This window comes from Streptomyces sp. NBC_00078, from assembly GCF_026343335.1.
Lineage (GTDB): Bacteria > Actinomycetota > Actinomycetes > Streptomycetales > Streptomycetaceae > Streptomyces.
In genome coordinates, this window is the sequence record NZ_JAPELX010000001.1 from 3,535,616 (window position 1) to 3,550,426 (window position 14,811).

Genomic DNA, 14,811 nt, shown 5'->3' on the forward strand with positions numbered 1-14,811 from the left:
CCGCGGTGCGCGGCACCCACCTGTCGCCGTCCCAGCGTCTTACGTACACGTCCCGGGACATGTTCGAAGGAAAGACGCTCGACTCGGTTCCCCGGTTGCCCGAAAGCGGACGTGACCGATCTCAAGCGGACGCGGGTACGTCACCTGTCAGGCACTTTTGCGGGCAGAGCCGACCAATCAAGATCACTTGTTCCGGAGCGGCGGGCGCGTTGTCAGTGGCAGATGCGAGGATGCCTGCAGTACTGGCCGATGTGCTCGCGTGGGGGTGGGGGTTGTCCGCGTCCGCGCAGAAGGGACCGCTGACGGCGATGCAGATCCGGCTGACCGTCGTAGACCCGCTGGGCCCGCCCGACCGGGCGCGGGGCCGCACCGCGAGCTGCGACGTGCTGGTCACGGCGCCGGCCGGCACGGCCCTGGCCGCGGTGGCGTCGGCTCTGGCCTCGGCGGTCGCGGGTGATGGGGGCGCCGCTCAGACCGAGCGCGGCCGCGAGTCCGGCGGCCCGGTGGTGCTGTACGCGGGCGCGGAGCGCCTGGACGACCGCCGCTGCACCCTTGGCGAGCCCCCGCTGACCGACGGCGCCGTGCTCTCCCTGGGCGCCCCGGCCGAGCCCGAGCCCCACCCGGAGCTGGACGACGCCCCGACCCAGCTGCACGTGGTCGCGGGCCCCGACGCGGGCGGCGTCCACTTGCTGCACGGCGGCGAGATCCGCATCGGCCGCTCCGCCGACGCCGACGTCCCGCTCGACGACCCGGACGTCTCCCGCCTGCACTGTGCGGTCACGGTCGCCGCCGACGGCCAGGTCTCGGTCGCCGACCTCGCCTCGACGAACGGCACGACGCTGGACGGCACCCGCGTCGGCACCCGCCCGGTGCGCTTCGCTCCGGGTGCGCTGCTGCGCATCGGTGAGTCGGCGCTGCGGGTCGCTCCGGCCGGGGGCCCGGGGGCGCGGGTGCCGACGGCTCCGGACGGGGAAGGTCATGTGCGGGTGCCGTCCGCGGGCGAGCAGGCGGCCGAGGGCGCCGGTGGCCCACGGGGCGCGGTCCCGGCGGCCTCCACAGGTGGTGACACAGCGGCGACGCCGCACGCACGCGTGGCCGACGGCGGCCCGGACGCACCCTCGCGCGGAGCCGCCCTCCAGAGCCACGGCTCCGTCGAACCGGCCGTGGTGCCGGTCCAGGGCAGTGCGCCCCGGATCGAGAACAGGCCGGCGGACCGGTTCACAGGGAGCGAAGACACTCCCCCGCCCTCGCCCGAGCGGGGGGACACCCACGCCGGACGCTTCGGCGCGGTCGCGTGGGACACATCTGCTGCCGCGGGGCCGTCCGCCCCTACATCTCCTGCGGGGCCGTCCGACCACGACGCGGCGGGCGGCGGCGAACCCTCCGGCACGCGAGCGCGGGGCGACGACGGCGCGGAGGCCCCCGGAGCGGGCCGGCGCAAAGGAACACCCCTGCGCGGCACGGACATACCGCCGGGCCTGCGCAGGCGCGGCGGGCTCACGGCGTGGGCACGGCGACTGGCCGGCGGACGCGGCGAGCAGCTGCCGCCCGAGGACGAGGCGTACGACGAGGAAGACCGTGCCGACACGACGGCGGGGCCCGCACCGCTCGCCGGCCCCCAGCTCCCGGAGGCCTGGCCCGACCCGGCGTCGCTGCTGCTGACGGCGCTCGGCCCGGGCCCACGGTTGTGGGAGCGCGGCCCGGGACACCCGGAGGCGCTCACGGTGCGGCTCGGCACGGCGGACCGGGCGGCGCCCGACGGCTCGGGGCTGCTGCCCGCGGTGCCGGTGACGGCGGATCTGCGGGAGGCCGGGGCGTTGGGCCTGGCCGGTCCCCGCACCCGGCTGTCCGGGCTGGCCCGCGCGGTGGTGGCCCAGCTCGCCTCGCTGCACTCCCCCGAGTCCCTGGAGATCGTCCTGATCACCGCGGACCGCTCCCGCCCGCTTCAGGAGCGCACCGCCGAATGGTCCTGGCTCGGCTGGCTCCCCCATCTGCGCCCGGGACACGGCCAGGACTGCCGCCTGCTGCTCGCCTACGACCGCGAACAGGCCACGGCCCGCACGGACGAGCTACTCAGACGCCTGGAGGACCAGCAGGCGGAGACACGGCACGGATCACGGCAGCCGGCGCCCACGTCCGGTGCCCGGCCCGCATCAAGCGGCGCCGTCCGCAGGCCCTCCTGGGCCCGTGCGGACGAGGGCGCGGAGGCGACGGACGGCTTCGCGGGCCCGTACACCGTGGTCGTCGTGGACGGTGACCCCGGCGGCGCCGATGTGCGCGAGGCGGTGGCGCGGCTCGCGCTGGAGGGGCCGCGGGCCGGCATACACGTCGTCTGCCTCGCCGAGACGGCCTCCGCCTCGCCCACGTCGCCGGTGACGGAGACCTACGAGGCGGCGTGCGCGGTGGCACCGGCGTTCCGCGAGTGCGGGGCGGTCGCGCTGCTGAGCGGAGACGTGGCCACGGCACTGCGGCTGATGCGGGTGGCGCGGACCGGTTCCGGGACACCCGTCGCCCCCGGGAGCGGGCCCGCGGGCCGGGCGCCGCAAGCGGAGGAGCGCGGCGGCCCCGCGGACCCACCCGCTCCGACCGAGACCCACACGATGCCCAGGCCCACCCCGACAGCCCGGGCGACCACCACTCCCGCACCGCCCACACCCGCCGACACTCCCGCGCCGTCCTCGCTCACCGGCCCCATAGGCCCCGGCACCATGGCCGCCGTGGACGCCGTCTCCCTCCCCTGGGCGGAGCGGTTCGCGCGGGCGCTCGCCCCGCTGCGGACCGACGGTTCCGGGACCGAGCGGCAGGCGCGCGTCTCGGTGCCGTTGCCCCAAGCGGCGCGGCTGCTGGACGAGTTGGGGCTGGCGAGGGCCACCCCGGCGTCGCTGATGGCACGTTGGGCGGACGCGGCGGACGATACCCAGGTGCTCGGCGGCCGGGCCTGGGCCGTGCTCGGTGCCGGTCCCCGCGGCCCGGTCTGCGCGGATCTCGCGGCCGACGGCCCGCATCTGCTGGTCGAGGGCCCTGCGGGCAGCGGACGTACGGAGCTGCTGCGGGCCGTGGTCGCCTCGCTGGCCGCGGCCGAGCGCCCCGACCGGCTGGGCATCGTCCTGATGGACGGCCGGGACAGCGTGAGCGCCGGGGGTGGTGCCCCCTCCGGGGGAGGCGGCCACGGCGACGGACTGCGCGTGTGCACGGACGTCCCGCACGTGACGACCCATCTCACCGCCAACGACCCCGTCCGCATGCGGGAGTTCGCCCAGTCCCTCAGCGCCGAGCTGAAGCGGCGGGCCGAGTTGCTCGGCCGCAGCGAGTTCACCGAGTGGCACACCGGCCGGGAGCTGTCGGGCCGCATCGTGTCCCAGCGGGCGACCGGAGCGGGTGCGGCCGGCGACCTGGACACCGCGTCCAGCTCGACGATGCGGCTGCGCCCGGGGGCGGCCCGCCGGCAGACGGATGCGGCACCGCCGCTGCCCCGACTGGTCGTTGTCGTGGACGATCTGGACGCGCTGGTCTCCCCCGCGCTCGGCTCACCGGGCCGCCCGGCCGCGGGTTCCGTCGTGCGGGCGCTGGAGGCGGTGGCCCGCGAGGGCGAGCGCCTCGGCGTCCACCTGGTGGCCGCGACCGCCCCGGGCGGCCGCACCGCGGACACGGAGCCCGCACGGGGGGCCACCCTCCGGGTGGTCCTGGACGCCCCCGCCACCGGCCCTGACGAACCGGCGCCGGGCCGCGGCCACCTGACCTGGTCCGACGGCCGCTCGACCGCCTTCCAGGGCGGGCGCGTCACAGGCCGCATCCCGCGCACGGCGACCCTGCGCCCGACGGTCGTCCCCCTGGACTGGCAGCGCATGGGTGACCCCCCGACACGCAGACCCGTCCGCGAACTGGGCAACGGCCCGACGGACTTGGCGTTGCTGGCCAGCGCTCTGGAGAGAGCCGCACGAGAGGTCTCGGCGACTGAGGTCCCGTCGCTCCTGTAGGTCCCGCGCATCCTGTTCCTTCGGCACTTTGCAGCCCGGTCCGGGCGCTCTCGGCCCGTCCGGCGTCTGAGGACCAGGCCGTTCAGGCCGAAGGGGCTGTGGGGCGCAGCCCGGGGGTCGGTCACACCAACGCCGCACACCTGGTCACGAGGCGGTCACGAATCCCCGGTTGACACAGGACGCGCACTTGCCGACCCATTCGGACGGGCGTAGACCAGATCGCACGGGACAGCGCTCGACGTTCGACGAAGATCGAAGAACGGGGCAGTAATGCGCAGCAGGAACGGGACACACAGGGCCGCCAAACCCGCAGCCGCCCTCCTCGCGGCAGCGCTCGCGCTGGCACTCACGGGATGCGGCGACGACAAGAAGAGCGACAACGGCGGAGGGGGTTCGAGCGCCAGTGGCAGCACTGTCACGCTCCCCAAGCTCAACGGCCAGACTCTGGAGGTCGCCGCCGTCTGGACCGGGCCCGAGCAGGAGAACTTCCTGAAGGTCCTGGACGAGTTCAAGAAGCGCACCGGCGCCAAGGTCAACTTCGTGCCGACGGGCAACAACACCTCCACCTTCCTCGGTACCAAGATCCAGGGCGGCAAGCCGCCGGACGTCGCCTTCCTGCCCCAGGTGGGTGTGTTGCACCAGTTCGCGGACAAGGGCTGGCTCAAGCCCCTCGGCGCGGACGCCCAGGCCCAGCTGGAGAAGAACTTCGGCAAGGGCTGGGTCGACCTAGGTGCCTGGAAGGGCAAGCAGTACGGCATCTACGCCAAGGCCGCCAACAAGTCCCTGATCTGGTACAACACCAAGGCCTTCGACGCGGCGGGCATCTCACAGACGCCCAAGACGTGGAAGGACTTCCTCACCACCGCGCAGACGCTGTCGGACGCCGGCTCGCCGGCCGTCTCGATCGGCGGCGCGGACGGCTGGACGCTCACCGACTGGTTCGAGAACGTCTACCTGTCCCAGGCCGGGCCCGAGAAGTACGACCAGCTGGCCGCGCACAAGATCAAGTGGACGGACCCCTCCGTCAAGGAGGCCCTCACCACGCTCGGGCAGCTGTGGGGCAAGAACGACCTGATCGCGGGCGGCACCAAGGGCGCGCTGAACACGGAGTTCCCGAAGTCGGTCACCCAGACCTTCTCCGGCTCCACCCCGGCCGCGATGGTCTTCGAGGGCGACTTCGTGGCCGCGAACATCAATGCCGACACCAAGGCGAAGATGGGCACGGACGCGAAGGTCTTCCCCTTCCCGGCGGTCGGCAGCGCCTCACCCGTGGTCAGCGGTGGTGACGTGGCCGTGGCGCTGAAGGACGGCAAGGGCGCGCAGGCGCTGCTGACCTTCCTGGCCTCGACGGACGCCGCCGAGATCTGGGCGGCGCAGGGCGGCGTCCTCTCCCCCAACAAGGAGATGGACCAGTCCACGTACAAGGACGCCATCACCCGCCAGATCGCCAAGGCACTGATCGGGGCCGGTGACAACTTCCGGTTCGACATGTCCGACCAGGCACCTGCGGCCTTCGGCGGCACGGCGGGCATCGGCGAGTGGAAGGACCTGCAGGACTTCCTGCGCAACCCGAAGGACGTCGCCGGCGCCCAGCAGAAGCTGGAGGCCGACGCGGCCAAGGCCTACGCGGCCGGCTGACGGCGGCCATGACGTCCGTAGCGAACTCGACGGGGGGCGCCGGCGCACTGCCGACGCCCCCCGTCTCGCCGCGCAAGAGCGTCACGGGGACTCGGCTGTGGGTGGCGGTGCTGTTCCTGCTGCCCGCGTTCGTGCTTCTCGGGGCGCTCGTGGTCTACCCGATCGGGTACTCGGTCTGGCGCAGTCTCTACGATGCCGACGGCTCCGGTTTCGTGGGGCTGAAGAACTACGGCGACATCTTCAGCAACGAAGCCACCCTGACCGCCGTACGCAACACCGCGATCTGGGTGGCGGTGGCGCCGGCGGTGGTCACCGTGCTCGGTCTGATCTTCGCGGTGCTGACCGAACGGGTGCGCTGGGGAACGGCGTTCAAGCTGCTCGTCTTCATGCCGATGGCGATCTCGATGCTCGCCGCGGGCATCATCTTCCGCCTGGTGTACGAGCAGGATCCGGCGCTGGGCGCCGCCAACGCGGTCGCCAAGTCGGTCCATGACACGTTCGTGTCGTCGTCGGTGTATCCGGGCGCCCGTCCCGGCGGGACGGCCAGCGGCCTCAAGCCGTCCGGCGGCGGCTCGTTCACCACGACCGGCACCGTGCACGCCGGCACCCCGGCCCTGCTCCCGCTGGTCGGCATCGCGCCCAACAAGCTCCCGGGCACCCCCGAGAACGCGAGGGCGGCGAGCGGTTCCGGCATCACCGGCACCGTCTGGCTGGACTTCAAGCTGGGCGGCGGCGGCACGAAGGGCAAGGTCGACCCGGGTGAGAAGGCGCTGAAGGGCGTGAAGGTGGAGGCCGTGAAGGACGGCAGGGTGGTCGCCTCCGCCAAGAGCGGCGCGGACGGCACCTTCAGCCTCCCGGCGCAGGCCGACGGGGCCCAACTGCGGCTCCCCGCCTCGAACTTCTCCGCTCCCTACAACGGCATCGACTGGCTCGGCCCGACGCTCGTCACCCCGGCCATCATCGGCGCGTACGTGTGGATGTGGGCGGGCTTCGCGATGGTGCTGATCGCGGCGGGCCTGGCGGGCGTGGACCGCAACCTCCTGGAGGCCGCCCGCGTGGACGGCGCCAACGAGTGGCAGGTGTTCAGAAGGGTCACCGTGCCCCTTCTCGCGCCCGTCCTGATAGTCGTCCTCATCACGCTGATGATCAACGTGATGAAGGTCTTCGACCTGGTCTACATCATCGCCCCGCAACCAAGTCAGGACGACGCCAACGTCCTTGCCCTGCAGCTGTTCCTGTCGTCCTTCGGCGGCGGCGGCAACGAGGGCGTCGGCAGCGCGATCGGCGTCATCCTGCTGCTGCTCGTACTGCCGGTGATGTTCGTGAACATCCGCCGGCTGAGGAAGGAGCGACGGTGACCACCCTCGACACGACCGTGCGCGCCAAGCGCTCCTTCGCCGCCCGGGTGGCGAGCGGCGCGGGAGGCGGGGTGATGCGGGTCTTCCTGATCCTGGTCGCCCTCTTCTGGCTGGTGCCCACCTTCGGGCTGCTGGTCTCGTCGTTCCGCGACCCGACCGACATCGCCACCTCCGGCTGGTGGAAGGTGTTCACCGCGCCGAGCCAGCTGACCGCCAAGAGCTACAAGTCGCTCCTGGAACAGGACGCGATCACCCACGCGCTGTTCAACACGGTCTGGATCACGGTCCCGGCCACCCTGCTCGTGGTGCTGCTGGGCGCGATGGCCGGATACGCCTTCGCGTGGATGGACTTCAAGGGCCGCGACTGGTGGTTCCTGGCGGTGGTCGCGCTGCTCGTCGTACCGGTCCAGGTGGCGCTGATCCCGCTCGCCGATCTCTTCGGCAAGATCGGGATCTTCGGCGACATCATCGGCGTGGTTCTCTTCCACGTCGGCTTCGGACTGCCGTTCGCCATCTTCCTGCTCAGGAACTTCTTCGCCGAGATCCCGCGCGAACTGCTGGAGGCGGCACGGCTGGACGGCGCCGGCGAGACCCGCCTGTTCCTCACCGTCGTGCTGCCTCTCGGCGCACCGGCGATCGCGTCCCTCGGCATCTTCCAGTTCCTGTGGGTGTGGAACGACATGCTCGTGGCGCTGGTGTTCTCGAACGCCGAGTCGCAGCCGCTGACGGTCGCACTGCAGCAGCAGGTACGGCAGTTCGGCAACAACATCGACGTGCTCGCGCCCGGCGCCTTCATCTCGATGGTGATCCCGCTGGTCGTGTTCTTCGCGTTCCAGCGGCAGTTCGTGTCCGGCGTGATGGCGGGCGCGGTCAAGTAACCGCACAGCAAGGGAAAAGGGGGGCGCCGTTCACCCGGTGTCCCCCTTATGCCGTACGAAACCGTAACCAAGTCACTCCATCGGCCGTTCCCGGGCAAGGCCCAGTCGTCCGCGCCGACCCCATGGATGTGCCTTGCCCAGGTTCAGTGTCATCGTCCCCGCGTACAAGGTTCAGGCGTACTTGCACGAGTGCCTGGAATCGGTGCTCTCGCAGTCGTACCCCGACCTCGAACTGATCGCGGTCGACGACTGCTCGCCGGACGGATGCGGCGCGATCATCGACGAGTTCGCCGGCCGCGACCCGCGTGTGCGCCCCGTGCGTCTGGCGGAGAACCAGGGGCTGGGCCGCGCCCGCAACGCCGGCATCGAGCAGGCGAGCGGTGACTATCTGGTCTTCCTGGACGGCGACGACACCCTCACCCCGCACGCCCTGCGCTCGATCGCGGACCGGCTGAAGGAGACGGGCGAACCCGACGTCGTCGTCTACGACTACGCGCGCACGTACTGGACGGGCGAGACCGTCCGCAACGTGGTCTCGGCCCAGCTCACCGAAGAGGGCCCGGAGCCCTTCCGGCTGGAGGACCGCCCCGGCCTGCTGGCCCTGCTGATGGTGGCCTGGAACAAGGCGTACCGGCGGGAGTTCGTGGAGCGCGAGGGCTTCACCTTCCCGCCCGGCTACTACGAGGACACCCCGTGGACCTTCCCGGTCCTGATGTCCGCCGAGTCGATCACGACCCTGGACCGGGTGTGCGTCCACTACCGCCAGCGCCGCCAGGGCAACATCCTCGGCACCACCAGCCGTAAGCACTTCGACCTCTTCGAACAGTACGACCGTGTCTTCGCGTTCCTCGACGAGCGCCCCGAACTCGCCTGCTGGCGGCCGGCGTTGTTCCGCCGCATGGTCGACCATCTGACGAAGGTCTTCGCCCGCCGTGACCGTCTGCCCCGCGGCTCCCGCGCCGAGTTCCTGCGCAAGGCCCGTGCCCACTACCGCCGTTACCGCGTGCCCGGCGCCCACCTCCCGCCGCCCTCACGCCTGCGGCACGCCCTGATCCGCTGGGGCCTGCACCGCACGTACCGGGCGCTGCAGGGGGCTGCGGCCCTGCGCCGCCGGGCGGGCAAGCTCGCCGTCAAACTCCTGCGCACGGCCAGGGCGACGATCCTGCGCCTGCACTACCGCATCCAGCTCCGGCTCCCGCTGCGCGCCGACCGCGCCGTCTTCGCCGCGCACGACGACCGTGGGCACAGCGGCAACCCGGGCGCCCTGGAGGAGGCCTTCCGCGCGCTCGCGCCGCACATCCGCACGTCGTGGCTCGCCCGCCCCGACACGGCCGCCCACTGGACGGCCCTGGCCCGCTCCAAGTACCTCGTGAACGACAGCGACTTCGAGCCCGGGACGGTCAAGCGACGCGGCCAGATCCTGATCCAGACCCAGCGCGGCACCCCGCTGGGACATATGGGCCTCGACCTCCAGGAACGCCCGGCCGCAGCACGTGACCTGGACTTCGAAAGGCTCCTCGACCGCGTCGACACATGGGACTACGTCCTGTCGGCCAACCGCCACTCCACCCTCGTCTGGGAGCGCGTCTTCCCGGGCGGCTACACCACGCTCGAATACGGCCACCCCCGCAACGACGTGTTCCAGAAGGCGACTTCGACGGACGTGGCCCGGCTGCGCGCCTTGCTGGGGATCCCCGACGACACCGTCGCGGTCCTCTACGCCCCCGCCCACCGCGACCACCGCCGCACCCAGCGCTCCGCCCTCGACCTGGAACGCCTTCTGCGCCGCCTCGGCCCCCGCTTCGTCGTCCTCGCCCGCACCCATGGACCCGTCCAGCAGGGCGCGCGGATCATCGACGTCACCGGCCATCCGAGCGTGGAGGACCTCTGTCTCGCCTCGGACGTGCTGCTCACCGACTACTCGTCGATCATGTTCGACTACGCCAATCTGGACCGCCCGATCGTGGTCCACGCCGCCGACGACGACTGGGCGGCCTACCAGGCGGCCCGCGGCACCTACTTCGACCCGCGTGCCTTCGCGCCCGGCGCGGTCGGGCGCAGCGAGGACGAGCTGATCGACATCTTCGCCACCGGCCACTGGCGCGGCTCCCGCTCCACCCAGCTGCGCAGCGCCTTCCGCGAGCGCTTCTGCCCGTACGACGACGGGCGCGCCGCCGAGCGGGTCGTACGCCGTGTCGTCCTGGGCGAGCGGGACGTCCCTGCGTTCGTCCCGCTCGGCGAGCGCCACCCCGTCCCGTCGGTGTCCGCGACCCTCGCGCGCTCCCCGCAAGCCACCGTGCCGCAACCCACCGGGCCCCTGACCGTCACCGACAGCCTCTGAACGCCGTTCTCACTCCGGGGAGCCCGCATGCCCTCCAGCCCGTCGCGGCCCACACCGAGCCGGCCGTCCACCTGGCGTCCCACCGGGCGGCCGCGTCGTCGCCGCACGCGCTGAGACGCACCCCGGGCCCGCAGCAACATCGACAGAAAGAGCAGAATGCCCCGCTTCAGCATCATCGTCCCGTCCCATGGGGTGACAGGCCGGCTGTCCCAGGCGCTGGACTCCGTGCTCGCCCAGTCCTTCGGCGACTTCGAGCTGATCCCGGTCTGCGACGCCCCCGACGCGCCCGCGGCGGACGTCGTCGCCGGGTACGCCGAGCGGGACTCCCGGGTGGCCACGGTGCACTCACCCCCGTCCGGCGGGCTGGCCGGGGCCCGCAACAGCGGGATGCGGGCGGCGACCGGCGCGTATCTGCTGTTCCTCGACTGCGACGACGTCCTCGTCCCCGGCGCCCTGGCGGCACTGGACGCACGCCTGGCCGAGACCGGTGACGTCGACGTCCTGTACGTCGAGCACGAGCGCGTCCCCTGGTGGGAGGGCGAGCCGAGCAACCCGGCCGCACCACTCCTTTCCAGGACACCGGAGGGCGCCTTCTCCCCCGGCCAGGTCCCCCAGCTGACGGGCGTACAGCTGCCCGCCTGGAGCGCGGCCTACCGCAGGACCTTCCTCGTCGAGCAGCAACTCACCTTCCCCGAGGGCCACTTCACCGATGTCGGCTTCGGAGGCTCGGTCACGCTGAAGGCCGAAAAGGTCGCGGTACTGCGCCAGGCCGTCGTACGGCATCTGGTGCGCAGGCAGGGCAGCCGGCTCGCGCTGCCCGGTGAGCACCATCTCGAACTCCTCGCCCAGACCGAGCTGGTCCTCACCCGTGCCGCCGAACAGGGCCTGCCCGCCGACCGGTTGGTTCCGCTGTTCGAGCAGCTCTTCGCGGCCGTGCTGAAGACCGCCGTCCATCCGAAGCGGCTGCCCGCCAAGCGCCGCATCTTCTTCCGGCTGGCGAGCAGGCTGTACCGCCGCCACCGCCCGGCCGGCCACCGCATGCCGGGCGGCAGTCTGGGCGTCCAGCACCGGCTGCTGGCGACCGGCGCGTACACGGCCTTCCGGGCCCTGCGGGGCGTCAACCAGTCGGCGTCGAAGGCGGCCGAGCACCTCCCGCGCCCCCGCATGGTGCGCACGCGTCTGCGGTACGCGGCCAATCTGCGCCGCCCGCTGGATCCGAACCTGGCGGTGTACTGCGCCTACTGGGGCCGCGGCTACGCCTGCAACCCGGCCGCGATCCACGCGAAGGCCCGCGAACTCGCCCCGCATCTGCGCTCGGTGTTCCTGGTCGAGCCGGACCAGGCGCACACCGTGCCGCAGGACATCGAGTACGCGGTGATCGGCAGCGCGAAGTACTGGGACGTGCTGGCCCGCGCCACGTACCTGGTCAACAACGCCAACTTCGCGGACGCCGTGGTCAAGCGCCCCGGCAGCGTGCATCTGTCGACCCAGCACGGCACCCCGCTGAAGAAGATGGGCGTGGACCAGGCGACGTATCCCGTGGTGGCGGCCGCGACCGGCAGCTTCACCAAGCTGCTGGCCCGCATCGACCGCTGGGACTACAACCTCACCTCCAACCGTCACTCCACGCAGATGTGGGAGCGGGCCTTCCCGGCCGCGCACGAAACGCTCGAGTATGGCTATCCGCGCAACGACGTCTACTACACGGCGACGGCGGCGGACGTGGCCCGTATCCGGCGGGAGCTGGGGATCCCGGAGGGCAAGACGGCCGTCCTGTACGCGCCGACCCACCGCGACCACCACACCGGCTTCGACACCGGCCTGGACCTGGAGGCCTTCTGCGAGGAGGCCGGCGAGGACGTCGTCGTCCTTCTGCGGGCCCACTACTTCTACGACCAGGGCACGGCACGGAACACCGGCCGGATCATCGACGTGACCGCGCACCGCTCCTCCGAGGACGTGTGCCTGGCCGCCGACGCGCTGATCACCGACTACTCGTCGATCATGTTCGACTACGCCAACCTGGACCGGCCCGTCGTCGTGTACGCGGACGACTGGGACGTGTACCGGGAGACCCGGGGCGTCTACTTCGACCTGATGGAGAGCCCGCCGGGCCCGGTGGCACGGACACCCGGCGAACTCGCCCGCGTCTTTCGCGACGGCTCCTGGGCGTCAGCCGAGTCCACGGCCGTGCGCGCCGCCTTCCGGGAGCGTTTCTGCCAGTTCGACGACGGCCGCGCCGCGGAGCGCGTCGTACGCCGGGTGCTGCTGGGAGAGCCGCCCGAGTCGATCCCGCCCGTGATCCCGCTCGCCGAGCGCACCCCGGCCCCGGTCCCCGCCCTTGTGAGGAACTGAACCCGTGCCCCGCTTCAGCATCATCGTCCCCGTCTTCAAGGTGCAGGGCTACCTGCGCGAGTGCATCGACTCGGTGCTCGGACAGTCGTACCCCGACTTCGAAGTGATCGCCGTCGACGACCGCTCGCCCGACTGCTGCGGCGCGATCCTCGACGAGTACGCGGAGCGCGACGAGCGGGTTCGGGTGATGCACCTGCCCGAGAACGTCGGCCTCGGCCGGGCCCGCAACGCCGGTCTGGAGGAGGCGCGCGGCGACTACGTCCTCTTCCTCGACAGCGACGACTTCTACACGCCCGGTCTGCTGGCCGCCGTCGCCGACCGGCTGATGAGCGCCGAGGACCCGGACATCCTGGTCTTCGACCACGTACGCACCCACTGGTGGGGGCGGGGCGGCCCCAGTGACGCCTCCACCCTGCTGGCGGCCGCGGGCCAGGACGTCTTCGACCTCCGTCGGAGCCCGCAGTACGTCCACCTGTTCCTGGTCGCCTGGAACAAGGCGTACCGGCGCGACTTCTTCCAGGAGCACGGTCTGCAGTACGCGCCCGGCCTGTACGAGGACGCGCCGGTCACCTACCGGTCGATGGTGCTGGCCGAGCGCATCGCCTGTCTGAACCGGATCGGCGTCGAGTACCGGCAGCGGCGGCAGGGCGCCATCACCAAGACCCCGGGGCGCCGGCACTTCGACATCTTCACGCAGTACGAGGGCCTGTTCGCGTTCCTGGAGGAGCACGACGACCTCGCCTGGGCGCGCCCGCTGCTGTTCGAACGGGCCCTGGACCACATGCTGTTCGTGATCGCCCGCGAGGACCGGGTGACCGCGATGGACCGCGGCAACTTCTACCGCGAGATGCGTGCCTTCCACGACCGGCACTGTCCCGAGGGCTTCGTCCCGCCGGACGGCGACCGCGGCACGGAGATGCGGCTGCTGGCCTCGGCGCCGTACGCCTCGTACGCGGCACTGCGCGGGGCGCGCGGTCTGCGCAGGCTCGCCGGGGCGGGCAAGAGGCGCACGCTGGGCAGGGCGTCGACGGCGGCCCAGCACGCCTGGTACAGGGCCCAGTCGAAGCTGCCGCTCGATCCGCACCTCGCCGTCTACTCGGCGACGCATCATGCGGGCGTGCACGGCGACCCGGCCGCGATCCATGCCAAGACCCGCGAACTGGCGCCGCACATCCACGGGGTGTGGGTGGTCCGGGAGGACGCCGTGGACTCGCTGCCGCCCGGCATCGACCATGTGACGCCGGGCTCGCAGCGCTACCGCTCGGTCATGGCGCGGGCCACGTACTGGGTGAACAACGTCAACTGGCCCGGCGCGCTGGTCAAACGCCCCGGCCAGATCCACCTGCACACCCATCAGGGCACCCCGCTCAAGTACATGGGCGCCGACCTCCTGACCAAGCCCGGTGCCCGGCACGGGTTCAGCGTGCCGAAGATGCTGCACCGCGCCGACCGCTGGGACCTGAGCCTGGTCGCCAACCGCCACTCCGAGCTGGTGTGGGACCGGGCGTATCCCTGTCACTTCACCTCGCTGCGGACGGGCAGCCCGCGCAACGACGTACTGGTCGACCCGGCGCCGGACCACGGCGCGGCCGTTCGCGCGCGGCTCGGCGTGCCCGCCGGGAACACGGTCGTGCTGTACGCCCCGACCCGCCGCGAGTACCGGCGCGGCGGGCATGTCGACCGCATCGACCTGGCCCGGTTCGCCGCGGACCTCGGCGCCGGCCACACCCTCGTCGTACGCCTGCACCCCTGCCTGGCCACCGGCACGGCGCGCGGGCTCGGACTCGCCGATCTGCACGCGCGCGGCGCGCTGATCGACGCCACGGACGAGCCGTACGTCGAGGACCTGATGCTCGCCTCCGACGTACTGGTCACCGACTACTCGGCCCTGATGTTCGACTACGCCAACCTGGACCGGCCGATCGTGATCCACGCCGACGACTGGGGCGCGTACGCGGCGAGCCGGGGCGCCTACTTCGACATCACCGCCGAGGCGCCGGGCCATGTGTCGCGCTCCTACCGGGAGTTGGCGTGGCTGTTCGCCTCGGAGACATGGCGGGACGAGGAGTCGGCGGGTCTCAGGGCCGGCTTCCGGGAGCGGTTTTGCGAGTTCGACGACGGGCGGGCCGCCGAGCGGGTCGTACGGACGGTGCTGCTCTGCGAACAGATGCCGGAACCGGCGGCAACCCCCGTGCTGCCCGCCCCGGCCGCTGAACGGGCCCACTCGATGAGGTGACGTCCGCCGTTCCCGCGCGGACGAGCGG

7 protein-coding genes are annotated in these 14,811 nt (G+C 72.2%); all 7 read left to right on the forward strand.

Annotated elements, in window-relative coordinates; all coding sequences use genetic code 11:
• Positions 1-308: 308 nt before the first annotated feature.
• The 7 genes from OOK07_RS16505 to OOK07_RS16535 all read left to right on the forward strand — a co-directional run bounded on the left by OOK07_RS16505 (position 309) and on the right by OOK07_RS16535 (position 14,783).
• On the forward strand, positions 309-3,977 hold the full coding sequence (locus tag OOK07_RS16505; protein ID WP_266801961.1) for an FHA domain-containing protein: 3,669 nt from the start codon (positions 309-311) through the stop codon (positions 3,975-3,977).
• Between the two features lie 270 nt (positions 3,978-4,247).
• Positions 4,248-5,615 (forward strand): ABC transporter substrate-binding protein, encoded by a 1,368-nt coding sequence (locus tag OOK07_RS16510; RefSeq protein WP_266797167.1) that lies wholly within the window; start codon positions 4,248-4,250, stop codon positions 5,613-5,615.
• A gap of 8 nt (positions 5,616-5,623) precedes the next feature.
• Complete coding sequence (locus OOK07_RS16515) at positions 5,624-6,973, forward strand: carbohydrate ABC transporter permease (protein WP_266680943.1); 1,350 nt, start codon at positions 5,624-5,626, stop codon at positions 6,971-6,973.
• Positions 6,970-7,851, forward strand: coding sequence for a carbohydrate ABC transporter permease (locus tag OOK07_RS16520; RefSeq protein WP_266680950.1), 882 nt, complete (start codon positions 6,970-6,972; stop codon positions 7,849-7,851). Before OOK07_RS16515 ends, OOK07_RS16520 begins: the two co-directional genes overlap by 4 nt.
• A 133-nt stretch (positions 7,852-7,984) precedes the next feature.
• On the forward strand, positions 7,985-10,192 hold the full coding sequence (locus tag OOK07_RS16525) for a bifunctional glycosyltransferase/CDP-glycerol:glycerophosphate glycerophosphotransferase (protein ID WP_266797169.1): 2,208 nt from the start codon (positions 7,985-7,987) through the stop codon (positions 10,190-10,192).
• 156 nt (positions 10,193-10,348) lie between these two features.
• Positions 10,349-12,547: a CDP-glycerol glycerophosphotransferase family protein gene (locus tag OOK07_RS16530; RefSeq protein ID WP_266797171.1), complete on the forward strand. Its 2,199-nt coding sequence runs from the start codon at positions 10,349-10,351 to the stop codon at positions 12,545-12,547.
• A 4-nt stretch (positions 12,548-12,551) separates the two neighbouring features.
• A complete protein-coding gene (locus OOK07_RS16535; protein WP_266797173.1) occupies positions 12,552-14,783 on the forward strand; it encodes a bifunctional glycosyltransferase/CDP-glycerol:glycerophosphate glycerophosphotransferase in 2,232 nt (743 codons plus the stop codon).
• Positions 14,784-14,811 lie beyond the last annotated feature (28 nt).

What these genes read in the sequence shown, in the direction of transcription:
- OOK07_RS16515 (WP_266680943.1), top strand. Translation starts at nt 5,624, where the DNA reads ATGACGTCCGTAGCGAACTCGACGGGGGGCGCCGGCGCACTGCCGACG.
- OOK07_RS16505 (WP_266801961.1), top strand. Translation starts at nt 309, where the DNA reads ATGCAGATCCGGCTGACCGTCGTAGACCCGCTGGGCCCGCCCGACCGG.
- OOK07_RS16530 (WP_266797171.1), top strand. Translation starts at nt 10,349, where the DNA reads ATGCCCCGCTTCAGCATCATCGTCCCGTCCCATGGGGTGACAGGCCGG.
- OOK07_RS16510 (WP_266797167.1), top strand. Translation starts at nt 4,248, where the DNA reads ATGCGCAGCAGGAACGGGACACACAGGGCCGCCAAACCCGCAGCCGCC.